Below are 13,235 nucleotides of genomic sequence, written 5' to 3' on the forward strand. Positions count from 1 at the left end.
CATTTAAGCTTTTCTTTTAAAATAACTGTAACTAATATAATTACATTTCGAGGAAGGTGAATGGCATGAATAAGAAAAACTTTTCACTTGGAGACTGGGTAAAAGCAAAAACGGTTGAAGGTGAACTTGTCATAGGCTATATCGAAGGAGTGAATGATGACAGCAAAACAGCGAAGATCAGAGCAGTCCAGACTGAACAGGCTTCCATCGCTGGAAGAACCATCGAGACATTCCTTCGCTCTGTGTCAGCCCTTCCTTATACACCAATATTAACGAAGGAAGATGCAGCAGAATTGATCGATTTGGCTCTGCAGACACGAGATGAAAAATGGTTCATGGAGTTGACTGCGGAATTAAGTCAGTTAGAACAGAAGTCCAGTAAGAGAAAGACTGTAAATCGCTCTGACGTGATTAACAGATTAAATTTTCCTCATGTAAAATAACAATAAACAAACAAAAGAACAGTACTAAACATGTAAATTGGAGTGAATAGGATTGAATGAAAACTATAAACCTTTAGTAGAGCCTTTTCAATTTAAAAAGGGTGTTGAATTAAAAAACCGTATTGTTTTGGCACCGATGACAAATTTTGCATCCAACCCGGATGGAACGGTGAGTGATACTGAGATTGACTACTATATCCGCCGGTCAAAAGGGGTAGGAATGGCCATCACCGCCTGCACGTATGTGACGCCAAGCGGCAAAGGATTTCATGGAGAATTCGGCGCGGATAACGATGACATGATTCCCAGCCTGAAAAGACTCGCGGATGCTCTTAAAGAAAAAGGTTCGAAAGCTGTTCTTCAAATTTTCCATGGTGGACGGGCTTGCCCTCCGGAACTCGTTCCCAATGGAGATATCGTCAGCGCTAGTGCTGTGGCAGCTGAAGGAAGCGAACATACACCCAGGGCTTTGGGTAAAACGGAAGTGGAAGACATTATTTCCGCATTTGGCGAAGCAACACGCCGCGCCATACTGGCAGGATTTGACGGTGTGGAAATCCATGGGGCAAACGGTTACTTAATTCAGCAATTCTTTTCCCCGCACTCAAACCGTCGTAAAGATAAGTGGGGCGGAAGCCTGGAAAAACGAATGAATTTCCCGCTTGCTGTTGTGCAGGAAGTGAAAAAAACTGCTGCTGAACATGCGGATGACTCTTTCATCATCGGCTATCGCTTCTCTCCTGAGGAGCCTGAAACACCTGGGATTACAATGGATGATACTCTTGTTTTAGTAGACAAGCTCGCTGACCAGGACCTGGATTATATTCATGTCTCCCTGATGGACTTCTGGTCAGAGCCGAGACGAGGCGTCGATTCTGGCAAGACTCGGATTCAATACCTGCTAGAAACAATTGGCGACCGTGCTCCACTTATCGGTGTAGGGGGCATCCATACACCAGAAGAAGCAGTGAAAGCCATAGAAGCTGGAGTTCCTCTCCTGGCACTTGGCCGTGAACTGATCATGGAACCTGACTGGGTACAAAAAGTCGAGGAAGGAAGAGAAGACGAAATCGCTGCAACTCTTTCTAAGAATGACCAGGAGAAACTCGTCATCCCAGACTATCTTTGGAACGCTATCATCAACACACCTGGCTGGTTCCCGGTGAAAGACTAAACTTATTTGTGACGATTCTATTTGTCCCTGCCTGCCCATTGAATTTGATGGGGGGCAGGGTTTTGTTTATGGGGGTACCTCAAGGTGATATTAAGGTTTTTTTGCAGGTGAGCTTGGTTTATAACTATTATCGCCTACAAATAATGGCTTGTTTCGTGTGTGATGAAGAGAAAATGGAGAACTCACCTACCAATCAGGCCCTTATTTTTAGGTGAGTTTGTCTATTTGGTTGATACCACATACAAATAACGGGTTATTTAGTATGTGATTATGAGTAAATGGTAAACTCACATACAAAATTTGCAGCTAAGTTTGTTATTTTTATCAAAAGCATCAAGAACCTCACTGACTAAGAAGTGAACCTTCATCAACCAAGATACTGTGTTTAAAAAATTGTCTCTTTTACAGAAGAGACATGCATTTATTTTTTGTTATAATGGGACTTTGATCATGAACAATAGTGGATCAATCCCTGAACAATATATCTAAACATCAAGATGAAAAGGAGGGCGGCAAGCATGGGAATTGTAGTGGTGGAAATTTGTGACGGCAGTTTGATTAATTCTATCAATCTGGAAGAGATACTTGAAGGCAAGTATCCGGAAGTTTCTGTTCTTGAAAACACATGTCTTTCTTTTTGCGGAATGTGTGCGAAACGGCCGTATGCGATTGTGAATGGTAAGCGGATATTTGCCAAGACCGCAGAGGAATGCCTGATAAAGATTGAAGAGCATATTGAAAAGGAACTTGCGATTTATGCATAGGATGGAATGGTGAGGGTTAGCATGAAATTATTTCATATTTATACGAACGCACTGCGCCTGCCGAAGAAGAAGGCACGGATCTATTTGAATAAGACCAATTTGACAGAAACATTGCTGTATTTGTTTTCTCTCGTTATCTTTATTAATGTACCCGGGTTTACTGAGTTATTTTTAAAAGAAGGCAGAGAGATGGACGGTCTATTTCTGCTTCAATACTTGGTTCTCGGACCGTTTTTTTCAGCTTTCATCGTATTGGCGGGAATTTCTGTGATGACCATCATCCTCGTCGGCTTAGCAAGGATGACCCAACGGAACCTTAAGTATCAATATCTTTGGAAAATGGCGGCTTTTTCGCTGCCCTTGCCCATCCTAGCAGCTCTTCTGGGCAATTTAATCCTGGGGAAAGATTTTCTGACATCTCTTGTCTTCCTGATTGTTTTCTTCATCATTCATATTAAAATGATCATGGACTTCCCCAAACGAAAGCATAATTAACGAAAATCTGCCAGTTATGTGTTATTGTAGAATCGTAAAAATCATTTGAATGTTTGCTTATTGCATAACTCTTTAGGAGGTAAGTATTTATGAAGCTTTTAGGAATCTCAGGCGCACTGGCCGGTTCAAAAACAGCCATCGCCGTAAAAGAAACGTTGAACATCGCAAAACAACAGGATGAGACTCTGGAAACGGAGTTACTCGACCTGAAGGATTATGATGTTGAAATGGTAAAAGGCTATCCTTTGGAACAATATAATGAAGATACACAGAACGTTGTACAAAAAATTCTTTCTGCTGATATGCTGGTGATCGGGACACCGATTTATCAAGCTTCGATTTCCGGGGTATTGAAGAACCTCTTCGATCACATTCCCCAAGAAGCATTTGATGGAAAAGTAGTTGGAATGGTGGCAACAGCTGGATCAGAGAAGCATTATCTAGTATCTGAATATCATCTTAAACCAATCATCGCATTCCTGAAAGGTACATTGCCGGCGAGGAATGTATTCGTTCATAATTCCTGCTTTGATGAAAAGAACAAAATCACAAATGAAGATGTCTTGACCAGAATGGAAAAAATGAGTCAAGAGATGATCAAGCTTCAGAAAGCATTATAAAAACTGTGTCGTAATTCACCTTTCACCCCCATGAATTTACTTTTCTGTAGTAAATTAGCCTCAAAAAACTCGATATTTTTTATATAATGAGAGTAATACATATGTAGTTTGGGGGCTGCCAGGATGAATGAAAAGCCGGTTTACTATGATGGAAGCGGAAAGAACCTTTCTTCATTGAATAAAACATTTACAAAGGAAACTGTAGTAAAACCTGATAATGTTAAAAACACATTGAAGTTTCCTTGTTTTCCTTATCAGAAATAACAAAGAAGTGGATTGCCAGGCCGGCAGTCCACTTCTTTTGATTTATTAGGGATAGAAGAACGCATTACACTGTCTATCGGCGAGCCAGCTCTGCAGCTTTTTCCAATCCTTCTGCAATTATACTTCCGGCTTGTTCAGGATACTGATTATGACCTTCGATGATTACTTTCTGGATGTCTTCCACACCCCAGAAGCCAAGCATCGTTTGGACATAGCTCACTGACATTTCAGCGCTTTGGGCAGGACCTTCTGAATAGACTCCGCCTCTCGCGTTCAAGAGTACAGCTTTTTTATCAGTAAGTAAGCCGACTGGACCTTCAGGCGTGTAGCGGAACGTTTTACCCGCTTGAGCCAGGTAATCCAGATACGTATGCAGGACAGCCGGCACAGTAAAGTTCCAAAGAGGGAAGGCGAAGACGACTTTATCAGCATCCAGGAATTGTTGTAAGTACTTATTCACTGTTTCTGTTGCTTGTCGTTCTTCCTCAGTCAACTCCATGCCTTTGGAAAACTTGAACATTCCATTGATCATGTCGTTACTGTAATATGGCAGATTTTCTTGAAAAAGATCCAACTCTATTATTTGATCCTGTGGATGTGCTTCCTTGTAATTGTCTAAAAATGTATGATAAAGCTTAACGCTCACAGACTGTTCAATCGGTCTGCTGTTTGCTTTGATAAATAATACTTTTTCCATGATGTAAAAACCTCCGTTGATTTCTATTTAAGTTGTTATAGCAACCATTAAACCCAGAGAGGCTGGCTATCTCTCTCTTTGAACATTTTCATTAATTTTCGTCAGTAATCTTTCCAGCTCTTTGATTTCAGCTTGGGATATCCCTTTGCATACAATTCTGTTGAATTCCTCGGCAATAGGGAGGACCTTGCAGCCCAATTCGTTCCCCACTTCGGTAAGATGAAGCTTCAAGGAGCGACGGTCATTCTGGCAGCTGGTACGCTTGATGAACCCTTTTTTCTCCAAACTGGATGCCATACGAGCAAGGTTCGTTTTGTCTTTCCCAAGTCTTTCGGCAAGCTGGTTTTGCGTTAGCCCATCCTTCTCCCAAAGCAGCATCATGACGAGATTCTGCTCGGGTGCCAGATTGAATTCTTCCAATTTGGACTTGATATAGCTGGTGAGATTAAGATCGGTTTTATGAATTTTAATACTGATATAATCATGAAATTTAATGTTCACAATATACCTCCGGATTTTAGTTGCTATAACGACCATTTACTCGAATCAGTATAAACACATAGAACAGCCATGTCAAATGATGAAGTTCAGTAGGCGAAAAATAAACAAGTTATGTAGTTCTTACGATTAGGGGCTTAATAGAATAAGGAGAGGGATGAACAAGTTATTTCCATCCCTTTTTTGATAAGAGAAGATTGTAGAAGTACTATCATACATGGTGGGTAATCCATTTTTTGAAGCAAATTTTTCCTCAAATACCATCAATGTTTATGGGCTTATTTATTCGGATCAACCTGGTTGATAGTACTGAAATCTGGATTATCCGAGCTGTTGCTTTGTTCCTGTGCAACCGGGCTTTCTGAAGGGTTATCAGAAGCATTGCTCTTTTCCATTGCGACTGCACTGTTCGATGGGTTATCAGAGGCTTTACTTTTATCCAAGGCAACGGCACTATTGGATGGGTTATCAGAAGATGCACTATGCTCTTGCGCGACAGAGCTGTTTTTTGGATTATCAGAGGCATTGCTATGCGCCTGTGCAACCGAACTGTTGACCGGATTATCGACTGCATTACTGTCTTTAATGGCCACCGCGCCATGATTTACATGTCCGACTGATATTTGTTCAGGATTCTGCTGCTGGTGAATATTCAGATTGAGGTTGATATTAAAAGGTAGATCCTTAAGCTTCTTTTGAATTTCTTCTGCCAACTTCTCTTGAGTCATGCCGGCTAATTCTTTGGAAATGGTGATGCTGACTTCTCTCAATAAACCAGAGTATAACTGATTTTTTATTTCTCTTCTAATAGTTTCCGTTAAATCTGGTTGACGGTAGATCTCATTTTGAGGCAAGTATTTTTTATCCTTTGCGTTTGCCTGAAGATAACCAACGTCCTCTGCATTCCGCTTTTTTGGTTGAAACTCCGGGTTTTTTTGGATGAACTCAAAAGGCGGAAAACTTGGAGGATTCTCTTTTGGATAAGTATTAGGTTGAGGTTTGTCTTCGTTGTCTCTCAACTGAATCACTCCTTTCTGATTATCAGTTTAATCAGCAACCCCTAAAAAGGGATTGCTGAATGCTTACTTGATTTTCTTTTGGTCGACATCACTATAATTCGGATTATCGGAGGCATTGCTGTCTTCCAGTGCCACTGCGCTGTTTGTAGGGTTGTCGGACGCATTACTGTCTCCTTGAGCCACTGCACTGTTAGTAGGGTTATCAGAAGCGTCACTATTATCCAATGAAACCGCACTATTAGTAGGATTATCAGATGCGTTGCTGTCTCCCTGAGCGACCGCGCTGTTTGTAGGATTATCGGATGCATTACTCCAATCCTGGGCAACTGCACTTCTATCAGGGTTATCAGATGCATTGCTTCGGTCGATGGCGATTGCTCCATTATCTACATAACCGATTGCAACTTGTTTGGGGTTTTGGAACTGTTTTAGAAGGGAATCATCATCCTTCTTATCATGACGCTTGTCACAAAAGTCCTTTTTACGATCATCTTTCTTGTGAGGATATCTGAATTTCTCGTACATACAAATCTCTCCTTTCTTATTTAATCTTTTTTTGTTTTACATCACTGTTATACGGGTTATCCGAAGCGTTGCTGTCTTCTAGTGCCACTGCACTATTGTTCGGGTTATCCGAAGCGTTGCTATCTTCCTGTGCAACGGCGCTGTTTGTCGGGTTATCCGAGGCGTTACTGTCTTCGAGAGAAACAGCGCTGCCAGTCGGATTGTCGGACGCATTACTCTTAGCTTGAGCAACAGCACTATTTTCAGCATTATCTGAAGCGTTACTGTGATCTTGTGCAATGGCACTCTTATCAGGGTTGTCGGACGCATTAGATTTATCTATAGCGATTGCGCCATTGTTGATATAACCAATTGCAACTTGTTCTGGTTCCTGTTCCTGCTTAAACCATGGTTCTCTTTCTTTTCTTTTTTTCTTCCTCATACCAAAGCCCTCCTTTCCTGGAGATAGTGAACCACTATATTTATATTGGTAAGCCAAGTAAATTGCTTGTACATTTAACTATTAAATTAAAATTAGAAAAAAATAGACAATCATATTATTGAAAAATAGAATAAAAGGTAATGGTCATTATACTTATTCGAAAAATCAGGAATGGGAGGACGTGAATTATGTTGATGAGGGAGAGCATATACAGGATGATAGATGAAAAAGCTGAAATCGTTTTACTTGAAGAGCAAGGCTGCACGTCAGAAGTCCGGAAACTGGTAACACAAAATAACTCCTACATATTAAAAAGTTCATTTACGTCAAAGTATCGTGAATGGCTTAAAGCAGAAGCTGACGTTCTGAAAAACAACCAACACTTACCGCTGCCTCAATACTTTGAATTTATAGAAGAGGAAAACAGCAGCCATCTCCTCATGTCATTTGAGGAAGGGGTACCCCTCCGAAAGGCTTTGGAAATCGCTGAATCTCTTCAGGAAGAAAAGGACCTGATAAAAAGCTTCGGCCTTTTCCTAAACAACTTGCATGAAGAAAATCTCGTGAATTTTAAGGATCACAATTGGCTTCAACGGCAATTAACGAAAGCGGCAGATTACTTGCAGAACGGAGAAGCAGATGGAACCTTGGAACTGCTCCACCACCTGAAGGAGAAAAAACCGGAACCGGTCCAACAAACCCTCATCCATGGAGACTGTACGTCTGATAATGTAATGGTGAGGGAAGGGGAAGTTTCTCTGTTTATTGATGTGGCAGGAATGACACTCGGCGACCCCCGTTATGATGAAGCACTGGCGATCGGCCGCTTCAAGGACAAAAAGGAATACTTGGAAGCGTTTTACGAAGGATACACGCGCTACCGGATTACTGAAGAGGAATATCGTTACTTTGACGAGGGGCTTTATGAATTTTTTTAGAGATTGACCCATTTATGAAAGTCGCTTGTTCATGACTAAAACAAGGGACACTATAGATACTCGCGTTTGTACTGCTTATGTCCAAACTCGGGCTGGTACATCTTTCGCTATTCTAGGCGGCAGATATCTAATATAAGAAAGGTGAAGATCGTGCAAATCAAGCAAATTAGAAACATATCAAAATCAAAAGTTGAAGTTTTTTTCATCACCCATTGGGGCAGTCCGGAAATGGTCATTTCAAGCGGAATATATGACTGTAGCAGCCTGGACGGCTTTGTTGTCCAAAACCAAAAAGAAGAAATCATAGGGATGATAACCTATGTGATACGAGGGGCTGAATGCGAAATCATCTCATTGGACAGCCTTGAGGAAGGGAAGGGTGTTGGTTCAAGCTTGATTCGTGCAGTTGAGGAAGCAGTCGCGTTAATTGGTTGCACCTCCGTTAAACTTGTTACCACAAATGATAATCTCTCCGCATTGAGGTTTTACCAGAAAAGGGGATACCATTTATCACACCTTTATAAAAATGCGGTAGAAAAAGCAAGGAAGATTAAATCTGAAATCCCGCTGGTCAGTGAGGATGGAATACCTATTAGAGATGAAATCGAACTGCAAAAGATATTATTTGGGAAAGCAGAAATTTAAAGTACTATAGAGGAGCTTTAAAGGATGTTAACTCAAAAAAAAACGAAAATTAACGTCCTCTAGAAGAGTTTTAAAGGACGTTAACTTGGAAAAAAGAAAATTAACGTACCATAGACCAGCTTTAAAGGACGTTAACTCGAAAAAAAAGAAAAAAATAACGTCCTCTAGACCAGCTTTAAAGGACGTTAACTTTGAAAAAAGAAAATTAACATACCATAGACCAGCTTTAAAGGACGTTAACTGCTTGGTAATAAGGGCCCCATTACACACAGCCCAAAAACAATTTACTGTCTTTCACTTTACCGGATATGGTAGAATCTAAAAACTCATACAATAAAAGGTTACCATTCAACTATAAGGGGTACGATAAATGAGTAAAATAAATGGTTTTTAGTAAAGGTATGATAGATCATGAAACAATTACATAACCGTCCCATATGGTTCGGACGTTTTCTCGCGTCGGACCCGGGGAGAAAAAGATTTCAGTCTGCCGGAAAAACAACGATCAGTATTATCACTTCTGTCTTTACGATGATTTGGTTGTTGGATATGGCTGATTATGGAACGATCACACCAGCGATAGTAGCAGGGATGGTCGGCTTATTCGGCATCATGCTGGTCATGGACGATACCATGGCGAAAAAGAAGGTTACCACCTTTTTGATTGGTGTTAGTGCTGCAGCGGGAATCACGCTTGGTTCTCTTTTGGCTCCTTATCCGCTGTTCCTGAACGCTTCCATGCTGCTGACTATTTTTAGCGCCTTCTATTTTTCCCGATTTCAGATCCGGTACTTCTCAATGGGAATGACCGGCTTCATGTCGACTTATTTTTCCTCGATACTCCAGTTGGATGCAGCCCATTTGCTTTGGTTTTACATAGGAATCGCCTGCGGGGCTGTTTTCGCTTTTCTTTATAATTTTGTTTTATTTAAAGGAACTGCCCATGGGTTAAGACAAGGGATGAGGTCTTTCCATATTCAATCCAACTTGACCCTGACTCTTTTAATCCAATGGATACAGGAAGGCGGAAACAATGACAAGAAAAAGAAGCTCCTGGAGAAGAATGTACAAAGGCTGAACGAATACTCGCGGCTGGTTGCCGGCGACATTAACGATGAAGACTTAAAGAAGCTGTGGCCCGGAATTTCCTCTTCTCAATTGAGGCTGTATATATTTGATACAGAGATGCTGATTCAAACACTTACTGTCTCTGCTGAAAAATTGAAGGAACATGGTGCTTTTGATCAACAACAAGTGAAGTCAGTGGTGATATGGGTCATCCGTTCGTTGAGGGATGCCAAGGTCCTTTCCGACAATTATTCTGCCTCTGCACTTCAAGATGCAGAAAAGGCTGTTCAGGGACTTCGGTTACTGCTTACAGAAGTTCTTAATGCAAAAGATAACCCTGAGAGATGGGTCTTCCCCCTGCGCAGGATCGAGTCGATTGCCAATCATGTTGTCAATGCAGCCGTTGGCATCCAGGAATCACTGAAATCAACTGGACCTATTCAAAATGAAAGCCCTGTTGAACCAGTTGAAGAGACAGAAGATAAAGCAGAACCAAAAGATGAACCCAATACATTAAAACCATCTACCCGAAAAGCGATTCAAGGACTTGTTGCCGGAGTACTCGCAATTATAACTGGTCATATCATTTCTCCTGTCCAGCCTTATTGGGTTCTCCTCACGACATTCATCATCCAGATTGGAACGGAATCTGTCGGTAGGACTTACATAAAAGGCTTCCAGCGCTCAGTTGGCACAGTTATTGGAGCCGTCTTTGGCTTTGCTGCTGCTAAGCTTGTTAGCGGACACGCAGGCCTGGAAGTGTTTTTGTTGTTTGTAGTGATTTTTCTGATGTTCTATGTTTTTACAGTTTCCTATACGTGGATGAGTTTTTTCATCACAATGCTGATCGCCTTCATGTATGACCTTCTGCTTGGAGGGATCAGTGTTGAATTGATTTCCGCCAGAGTCATCGATACCATTGCGGGAGCACTCATTGCCTTGCTTGTTTCGGCATATGTTTTACCGAAAAAGACTCAAGGAAAAGTCACCGAGGCTTTCGATGATTTTCTTGATGAACTGAAAAGCTATACAACGGCGTATTTAGATTCCTTAAAAAATGAACAAAATACAGAACTTACCGACAAGGCTTTTGAGTTAGATCAAAAGCTGCAGGTGATAAGGGATGAAGCTCAGTCACTTCTGAAACGGCCTGATTCCCTGAAAAAAACCGGGATCGCTCGCTGGATGACCGTGGTCACGGCAATCAATTATTATGCCAAACATCTTCTTGCATCGTCACATCGAAACAGGAAGGCGGAGATTCCTGAAGAATTACAAGGTGTCTTTCATTCGATTGACAAGAAACTGACGGTGAACATTGAACTATTGCAGGAACTCATAAAAGAAAAAGAAGTCCATGCGGATTTTTGGTCACTGAACGAAGAGAGAGCGAAGGTTGAAACTCTTTCTCCCAGCAGACAGAAAGGGCATATCGACCTCGTTCACCATACGTACTATATTTGGCGAATCAACCAGTCCATCATAGCACTGGGAAAGGACTTGGGGGCAAAAGAGCGGAAATGATTTCCGCTCTTTTTTCATGAAATAATTACCATTTCAAATAGAATATGTTACAATAAGAATATATGTTCGGTCAGAGGTGAGCTATGAAAAATGAAGAAGAAGTACTAATGGTGATTAAAGAAGATAAGTGGATGATGGATATCCTGAAGGCAGCTCAAACGCTTGATTTACCAGACTGGTGGATTTGCGCGGGGTTCGTACGCTCTAAAATCTGGGATAGCCTCCATGGATTCAGCAAAAGGACAAGCTTACCTGATGTCGATGTCGTATATTTTGATCAGAGTAATTGTGACGAAGCACATGAAAAGAAACTGGAGAACTGCCTAAAACAACTACTCCCTAATGTTCCATGGTCTGTGAAAAATGAAGCCAGAATGCACATCATCAATAACATCCCGCCCTATACATCCACAGTAGACGCGATATCCAAGTTTCCTGAAACCGCTACAGCTTTAGGAGTGAAACTCGACAAAAATGACGACCTTGTCCTCACTGCCCCACATGGCCTTGAGGATGTACTCAACATGGAACTCAGACCTACACCATACATGAAAACCAGCAAAGAACTTACCGCACTTTATGAAAAACGCATCCTAAAAAAGAACTGGTCCGCAGCCTGGCCCAAAGTGAAAGTCTACTACTGATTAATGGAGGTCCCTTAATGCTTAAAGAGATTGGTATTTAAAAGAAACGCACCTTGAAGATGCCTGGACCTATACATACAAGTGTTTAACAGAGCCATGGAATGACGGGAGGGAAGAAAATGATGGGAAAGAGGCCTGACTGACATTTTTTCCAACCCGCGATTCTTTGGTATCGATCTACTTGATCCTAATGAAAACTTATCGGCTTTACACTCGGACACACACAGCGTTGGTTGAAGAATCAGCATTTCTACCTGCAGGAGATGTGCATCAACAATGAATTCCAGGGAAAGGCAGCGGCAGCTTGCTGTTGAAACAGCTGGAGGACTATTGTAAAAGCAACAGGATTACCCGTATAGAACTTTTAATCGAACGAAACAGCATGGCCGATCGTTTACAGAAGAACGGCTTCTATGTCAGTCCCAGAATGGCGATGATGGCCAGAACTTTTACTATGACATAGATATTAACTGTAAATTTCGGATATGTACGATAGAGAAAGTGTAAAGGGGTACTTATGACTCAAAACTTCTAGGTCATAGCTTTACAGTCATAGCGGTGCAGCAAAAGTGATAACGATAATCGATATTAAAATGAAAACACTCCAAGAGCAACACGGAAGTGTTTGATGCATACACACATACGATGATTACACAAACCTCTCTATGTAAAGTTTCTTGCTCAGGCTGAAGATTCAAGGAAACAGATGGTGAACTAAAAAAATGGATCATTCGCGAACTTGCCAGTGAAGCTCTATTTTATAAAACCGATTTAACTCACGACCAAATCCTTGAGAGGGCTAAACGAAAAATGGAAGAAGACGAAGCCTGGAAGCAGATCGCCGGGGAGGAGTATGGTGTATCCATAACGGAGGAAGAGGTGGACACCTATATCCAAGAAGGTCCAGACACAAGCAGCCTGCCGCAGCATCTGGCTCTTGCCGACGCACTAGGAATGCCGCTTCAGGAGTTAAATCATACATATGACAGAGACATATATATTAAAAATGCAATGTGGCAAAAACTGAAGCCCGTTTTAGAGAAAGAGTATGGGACAACCAATCATAATGAATTGGTTGAAAAATATAACGAAGAAGTGATAAACGAATTGAATCGCTAATTGGCTCTTGGCCGGAATGAAAGGAAATAATTAAAAACCTATTGACATACCCATTTCTTTCCACTAAAATGTTCATAATTATTAAATAACGGCATTAAAGGCAATGAAGAGAAGAGTAATTTTGATTCATTATTTACAGAGAGTCCCGGCTGGTGGAAAGGGGCATTAATGGTCTTAATGAAAAAAGCCTCCGAGCTTCGTATGGATCTAAGGTGAATCTTAGTGATGGTGCGACGGGATCTCCCGTTACAGAGATAGAGTATACCCAATGTTTGTTGGCGTACTCGAAGAGGTTGGTATGGCAACATATCAACAAACTGAGGTGGTACCGCGAAGTGAACAACTCTCGTCCTCAAGATTCTAAATCTTGGGGGTGG

The 13,235-nt window shown here is 41.4% G+C and carries 17 protein-coding genes and 1 other annotated feature; of the genes, 12 read left to right on the forward strand and 5 right to left on the reverse strand.

Going from position 1 to position 13,235, the window contains the following annotated elements:
* Positions 1-65: 65 nt before the first annotated feature.
* The 6 genes from BSG1_RS03405 to BSG1_RS20715 all read left to right on the forward strand — a co-directional run bounded on the left by BSG1_RS03405 (position 66) and on the right by BSG1_RS20715 (position 3,760).
* Positions 66-443 (forward strand): IDEAL domain-containing protein, encoded by a 378-nt coding sequence (locus tag BSG1_RS03405; protein ID WP_006835438.1) that lies wholly within the window; start codon positions 66-68, stop codon positions 441-443.
* A gap of 52 nt (positions 444-495) precedes the next feature.
* Positions 496-1,617, forward strand: a complete 1,122-nt coding sequence (locus BSG1_RS03410; RefSeq protein WP_006835439.1) for an NADH-dependent flavin oxidoreductase — start codon at positions 496-498, stop codon at positions 1,615-1,617.
* Positions 1,618-2,135: 518 nt separating this feature from the next.
* The gene (locus BSG1_RS03415; protein ID WP_044022273.1) at positions 2,136-2,381 is read left to right on the forward strand and encodes a DUF1450 domain-containing protein; all 246 of its coding nucleotides are present in this window, start codon (positions 2,136-2,138) and stop codon (positions 2,379-2,381) included.
* Between the two features lie 21 nt (positions 2,382-2,402).
* Positions 2,403-2,876: a DUF1189 family protein gene (locus tag BSG1_RS03420; protein ID WP_006835442.1), complete on the forward strand. Its 474-nt coding sequence runs from the start codon at positions 2,403-2,405 to the stop codon at positions 2,874-2,876.
* Positions 2,877-2,965: 89 nt separating this feature from the next.
* Positions 2,966-3,496: an NADPH-dependent FMN reductase gene (locus tag BSG1_RS03425; protein WP_006835443.1), complete on the forward strand. Its 531-nt coding sequence runs from the start codon at positions 2,966-2,968 to the stop codon at positions 3,494-3,496.
* Positions 3,497-3,619: 123 nt separating this feature from the next.
* Positions 3,620-3,760 (forward strand): hypothetical protein, encoded by a 141-nt coding sequence (locus tag BSG1_RS20715; RefSeq protein WP_156791362.1) that lies wholly within the window; start codon positions 3,620-3,622, stop codon positions 3,758-3,760.
* Positions 3,761-3,833: 73 nt separating this feature from the next.
* Here the strand turns inward: BSG1_RS20715 and BSG1_RS03430 are convergent, their stop codons facing one another.
* The 5 genes from BSG1_RS03430 to BSG1_RS19700 form a co-directional block, all read right to left on the reverse strand.
* Positions 3,834-4,457: an FMN-dependent NADH-azoreductase gene (locus BSG1_RS03430; protein ID WP_006835445.1), complete on the reverse strand. Its 624-nt coding sequence runs from the start codon at positions 4,455-4,457 to the stop codon at positions 3,834-3,836.
* 66 nt (positions 4,458-4,523) lie between these two features.
* Complete coding sequence (locus tag BSG1_RS03435; RefSeq protein WP_156791363.1) at positions 4,524-4,958, reverse strand: MarR family winged helix-turn-helix transcriptional regulator; 435 nt, start codon at positions 4,956-4,958, stop codon at positions 4,524-4,526.
* Between the two features lie 275 nt (positions 4,959-5,233).
* Positions 5,234-5,974, reverse strand: a complete 741-nt coding sequence (locus BSG1_RS19690) for a hypothetical protein (RefSeq protein WP_052302348.1) — start codon at positions 5,972-5,974, stop codon at positions 5,234-5,236.
* A 63-nt stretch (positions 5,975-6,037) separates the two neighbouring features.
* Positions 6,038-6,499: a hypothetical protein gene (locus BSG1_RS19695; RefSeq protein ID WP_006835448.1), complete on the reverse strand. Its 462-nt coding sequence runs from the start codon at positions 6,497-6,499 to the stop codon at positions 6,038-6,040.
* A 16-nt stretch (positions 6,500-6,515) separates the two neighbouring features.
* On the reverse strand, positions 6,516-6,920 hold the full coding sequence (locus BSG1_RS19700; protein ID WP_052302349.1) for a hypothetical protein: 405 nt from the start codon (positions 6,918-6,920) through the stop codon (positions 6,516-6,518).
* A 188-nt stretch (positions 6,921-7,108) separates the two neighbouring features.
* On the opposite strand from BSG1_RS19700, the gene BSG1_RS03455 reads away from it, so the two are divergent.
* The 6 genes from BSG1_RS03455 to BSG1_RS03475 all read left to right on the forward strand — a co-directional run bounded on the left by BSG1_RS03455 (position 7,109) and on the right by BSG1_RS03475 (position 12,858).
* The gene (locus BSG1_RS03455) at positions 7,109-7,858 is read left to right on the forward strand and encodes an aminoglycoside phosphotransferase APH(3') (RefSeq protein WP_006835450.1); all 750 of its coding nucleotides are present in this window, start codon (positions 7,109-7,111) and stop codon (positions 7,856-7,858) included.
* Positions 7,859-8,008: 150 nt separating this feature from the next.
* The gene (locus BSG1_RS03460) at positions 8,009-8,503 is read left to right on the forward strand and encodes a GNAT family N-acetyltransferase (RefSeq protein ID WP_044022274.1); all 495 of its coding nucleotides are present in this window, start codon (positions 8,009-8,011) and stop codon (positions 8,501-8,503) included.
* A 411-nt stretch (positions 8,504-8,914) separates the two neighbouring features.
* Positions 8,915-11,095 carry an FUSC family protein gene (locus BSG1_RS03465; RefSeq protein WP_006835453.1) on the forward strand — a complete coding sequence of 727 codons (2,181 nt, stop codon included), beginning with the start codon at positions 8,915-8,917 and terminating at the stop codon, positions 11,093-11,095.
* 83 nt (positions 11,096-11,178) lie between these two features.
* Complete coding sequence (locus BSG1_RS03470; RefSeq protein WP_006835454.1) at positions 11,179-11,739, forward strand: nucleotidyltransferase family protein; 561 nt, start codon at positions 11,179-11,181, stop codon at positions 11,737-11,739.
* Between the two features lie 304 nt (positions 11,740-12,043).
* Positions 12,044-12,202, forward strand: coding sequence for a hypothetical protein (locus BSG1_RS20720; protein WP_156791364.1), 159 nt, complete (start codon positions 12,044-12,046; stop codon positions 12,200-12,202).
* Positions 12,203-12,549: 347 nt separating this feature from the next.
* On the forward strand, positions 12,550-12,858 hold the full coding sequence (locus BSG1_RS03475) for a hypothetical protein (protein ID WP_006835455.1): 309 nt from the start codon (positions 12,550-12,552) through the stop codon (positions 12,856-12,858).
* A 94-nt stretch (positions 12,859-12,952) separates the two neighbouring features.
* Positions 12,953-13,215, forward strand: a binding site (T-box leader).
* The last annotated feature ends 20 nt before the right edge of the window (positions 13,216-13,235 follow it).

Source organism: Bacillus sp. SG-1 (genome assembly GCF_000181495.1).
Taxonomy (GTDB): domain Bacteria; phylum Bacillota; class Bacilli; order Bacillales; family Bacillaceae_B; genus Rossellomorea.

Bases quoted from the DNA above. Each gene is read 5' to 3' on its own strand.
- BSG1_RS03420 (WP_006835442.1), top strand. From the start codon at position 2,403: ATGAAATTATTTCATATTTATACGAACGCACTGCGCCTGCCGAAGAAG.
- BSG1_RS19695 (WP_006835448.1), bottom strand. From the start codon at position 6,499: ATGTACGAGAAATTCAGATATCCTCACAAGAAAGATGATCGTAAAAAG.
- BSG1_RS03475 (WP_006835455.1), top strand. From the start codon at position 12,550: ATGGAAGAAGACGAAGCCTGGAAGCAGATCGCCGGGGAGGAGTATGGT.
- BSG1_RS03425 (WP_006835443.1), top strand. From the start codon at position 2,966: ATGAAGCTTTTAGGAATCTCAGGCGCACTGGCCGGTTCAAAAACAGCC.
- BSG1_RS03430 (WP_006835445.1), bottom strand. From the start codon at position 4,457: ATGGAAAAAGTATTATTTATCAAAGCAAACAGCAGACCGATTGAACAG.
- BSG1_RS03455 (WP_006835450.1), top strand. From the start codon at position 7,109: ATGTTGATGAGGGAGAGCATATACAGGATGATAGATGAAAAAGCTGAA.
- BSG1_RS19700 (WP_052302349.1), bottom strand. From the start codon at position 6,920: ATGAGGAAGAAAAAAAGAAAAGAAAGAGAACCATGGTTTAAGCAGGAA.
- BSG1_RS03465 (WP_006835453.1), top strand. From the start codon at position 8,915: ATGAAACAATTACATAACCGTCCCATATGGTTCGGACGTTTTCTCGCG.
- BSG1_RS20715 (WP_156791362.1), top strand. From the start codon at position 3,620: ATGAATGAAAAGCCGGTTTACTATGATGGAAGCGGAAAGAACCTTTCT.
- BSG1_RS03470 (WP_006835454.1), top strand. From the start codon at position 11,179: ATGAAAAATGAAGAAGAAGTACTAATGGTGATTAAAGAAGATAAGTGG.
- BSG1_RS03405 (WP_006835438.1), top strand. From the start codon at position 66: ATGAATAAGAAAAACTTTTCACTTGGAGACTGGGTAAAAGCAAAAACG.
- BSG1_RS03415 (WP_044022273.1), top strand. From the start codon at position 2,136: ATGGGAATTGTAGTGGTGGAAATTTGTGACGGCAGTTTGATTAATTCT.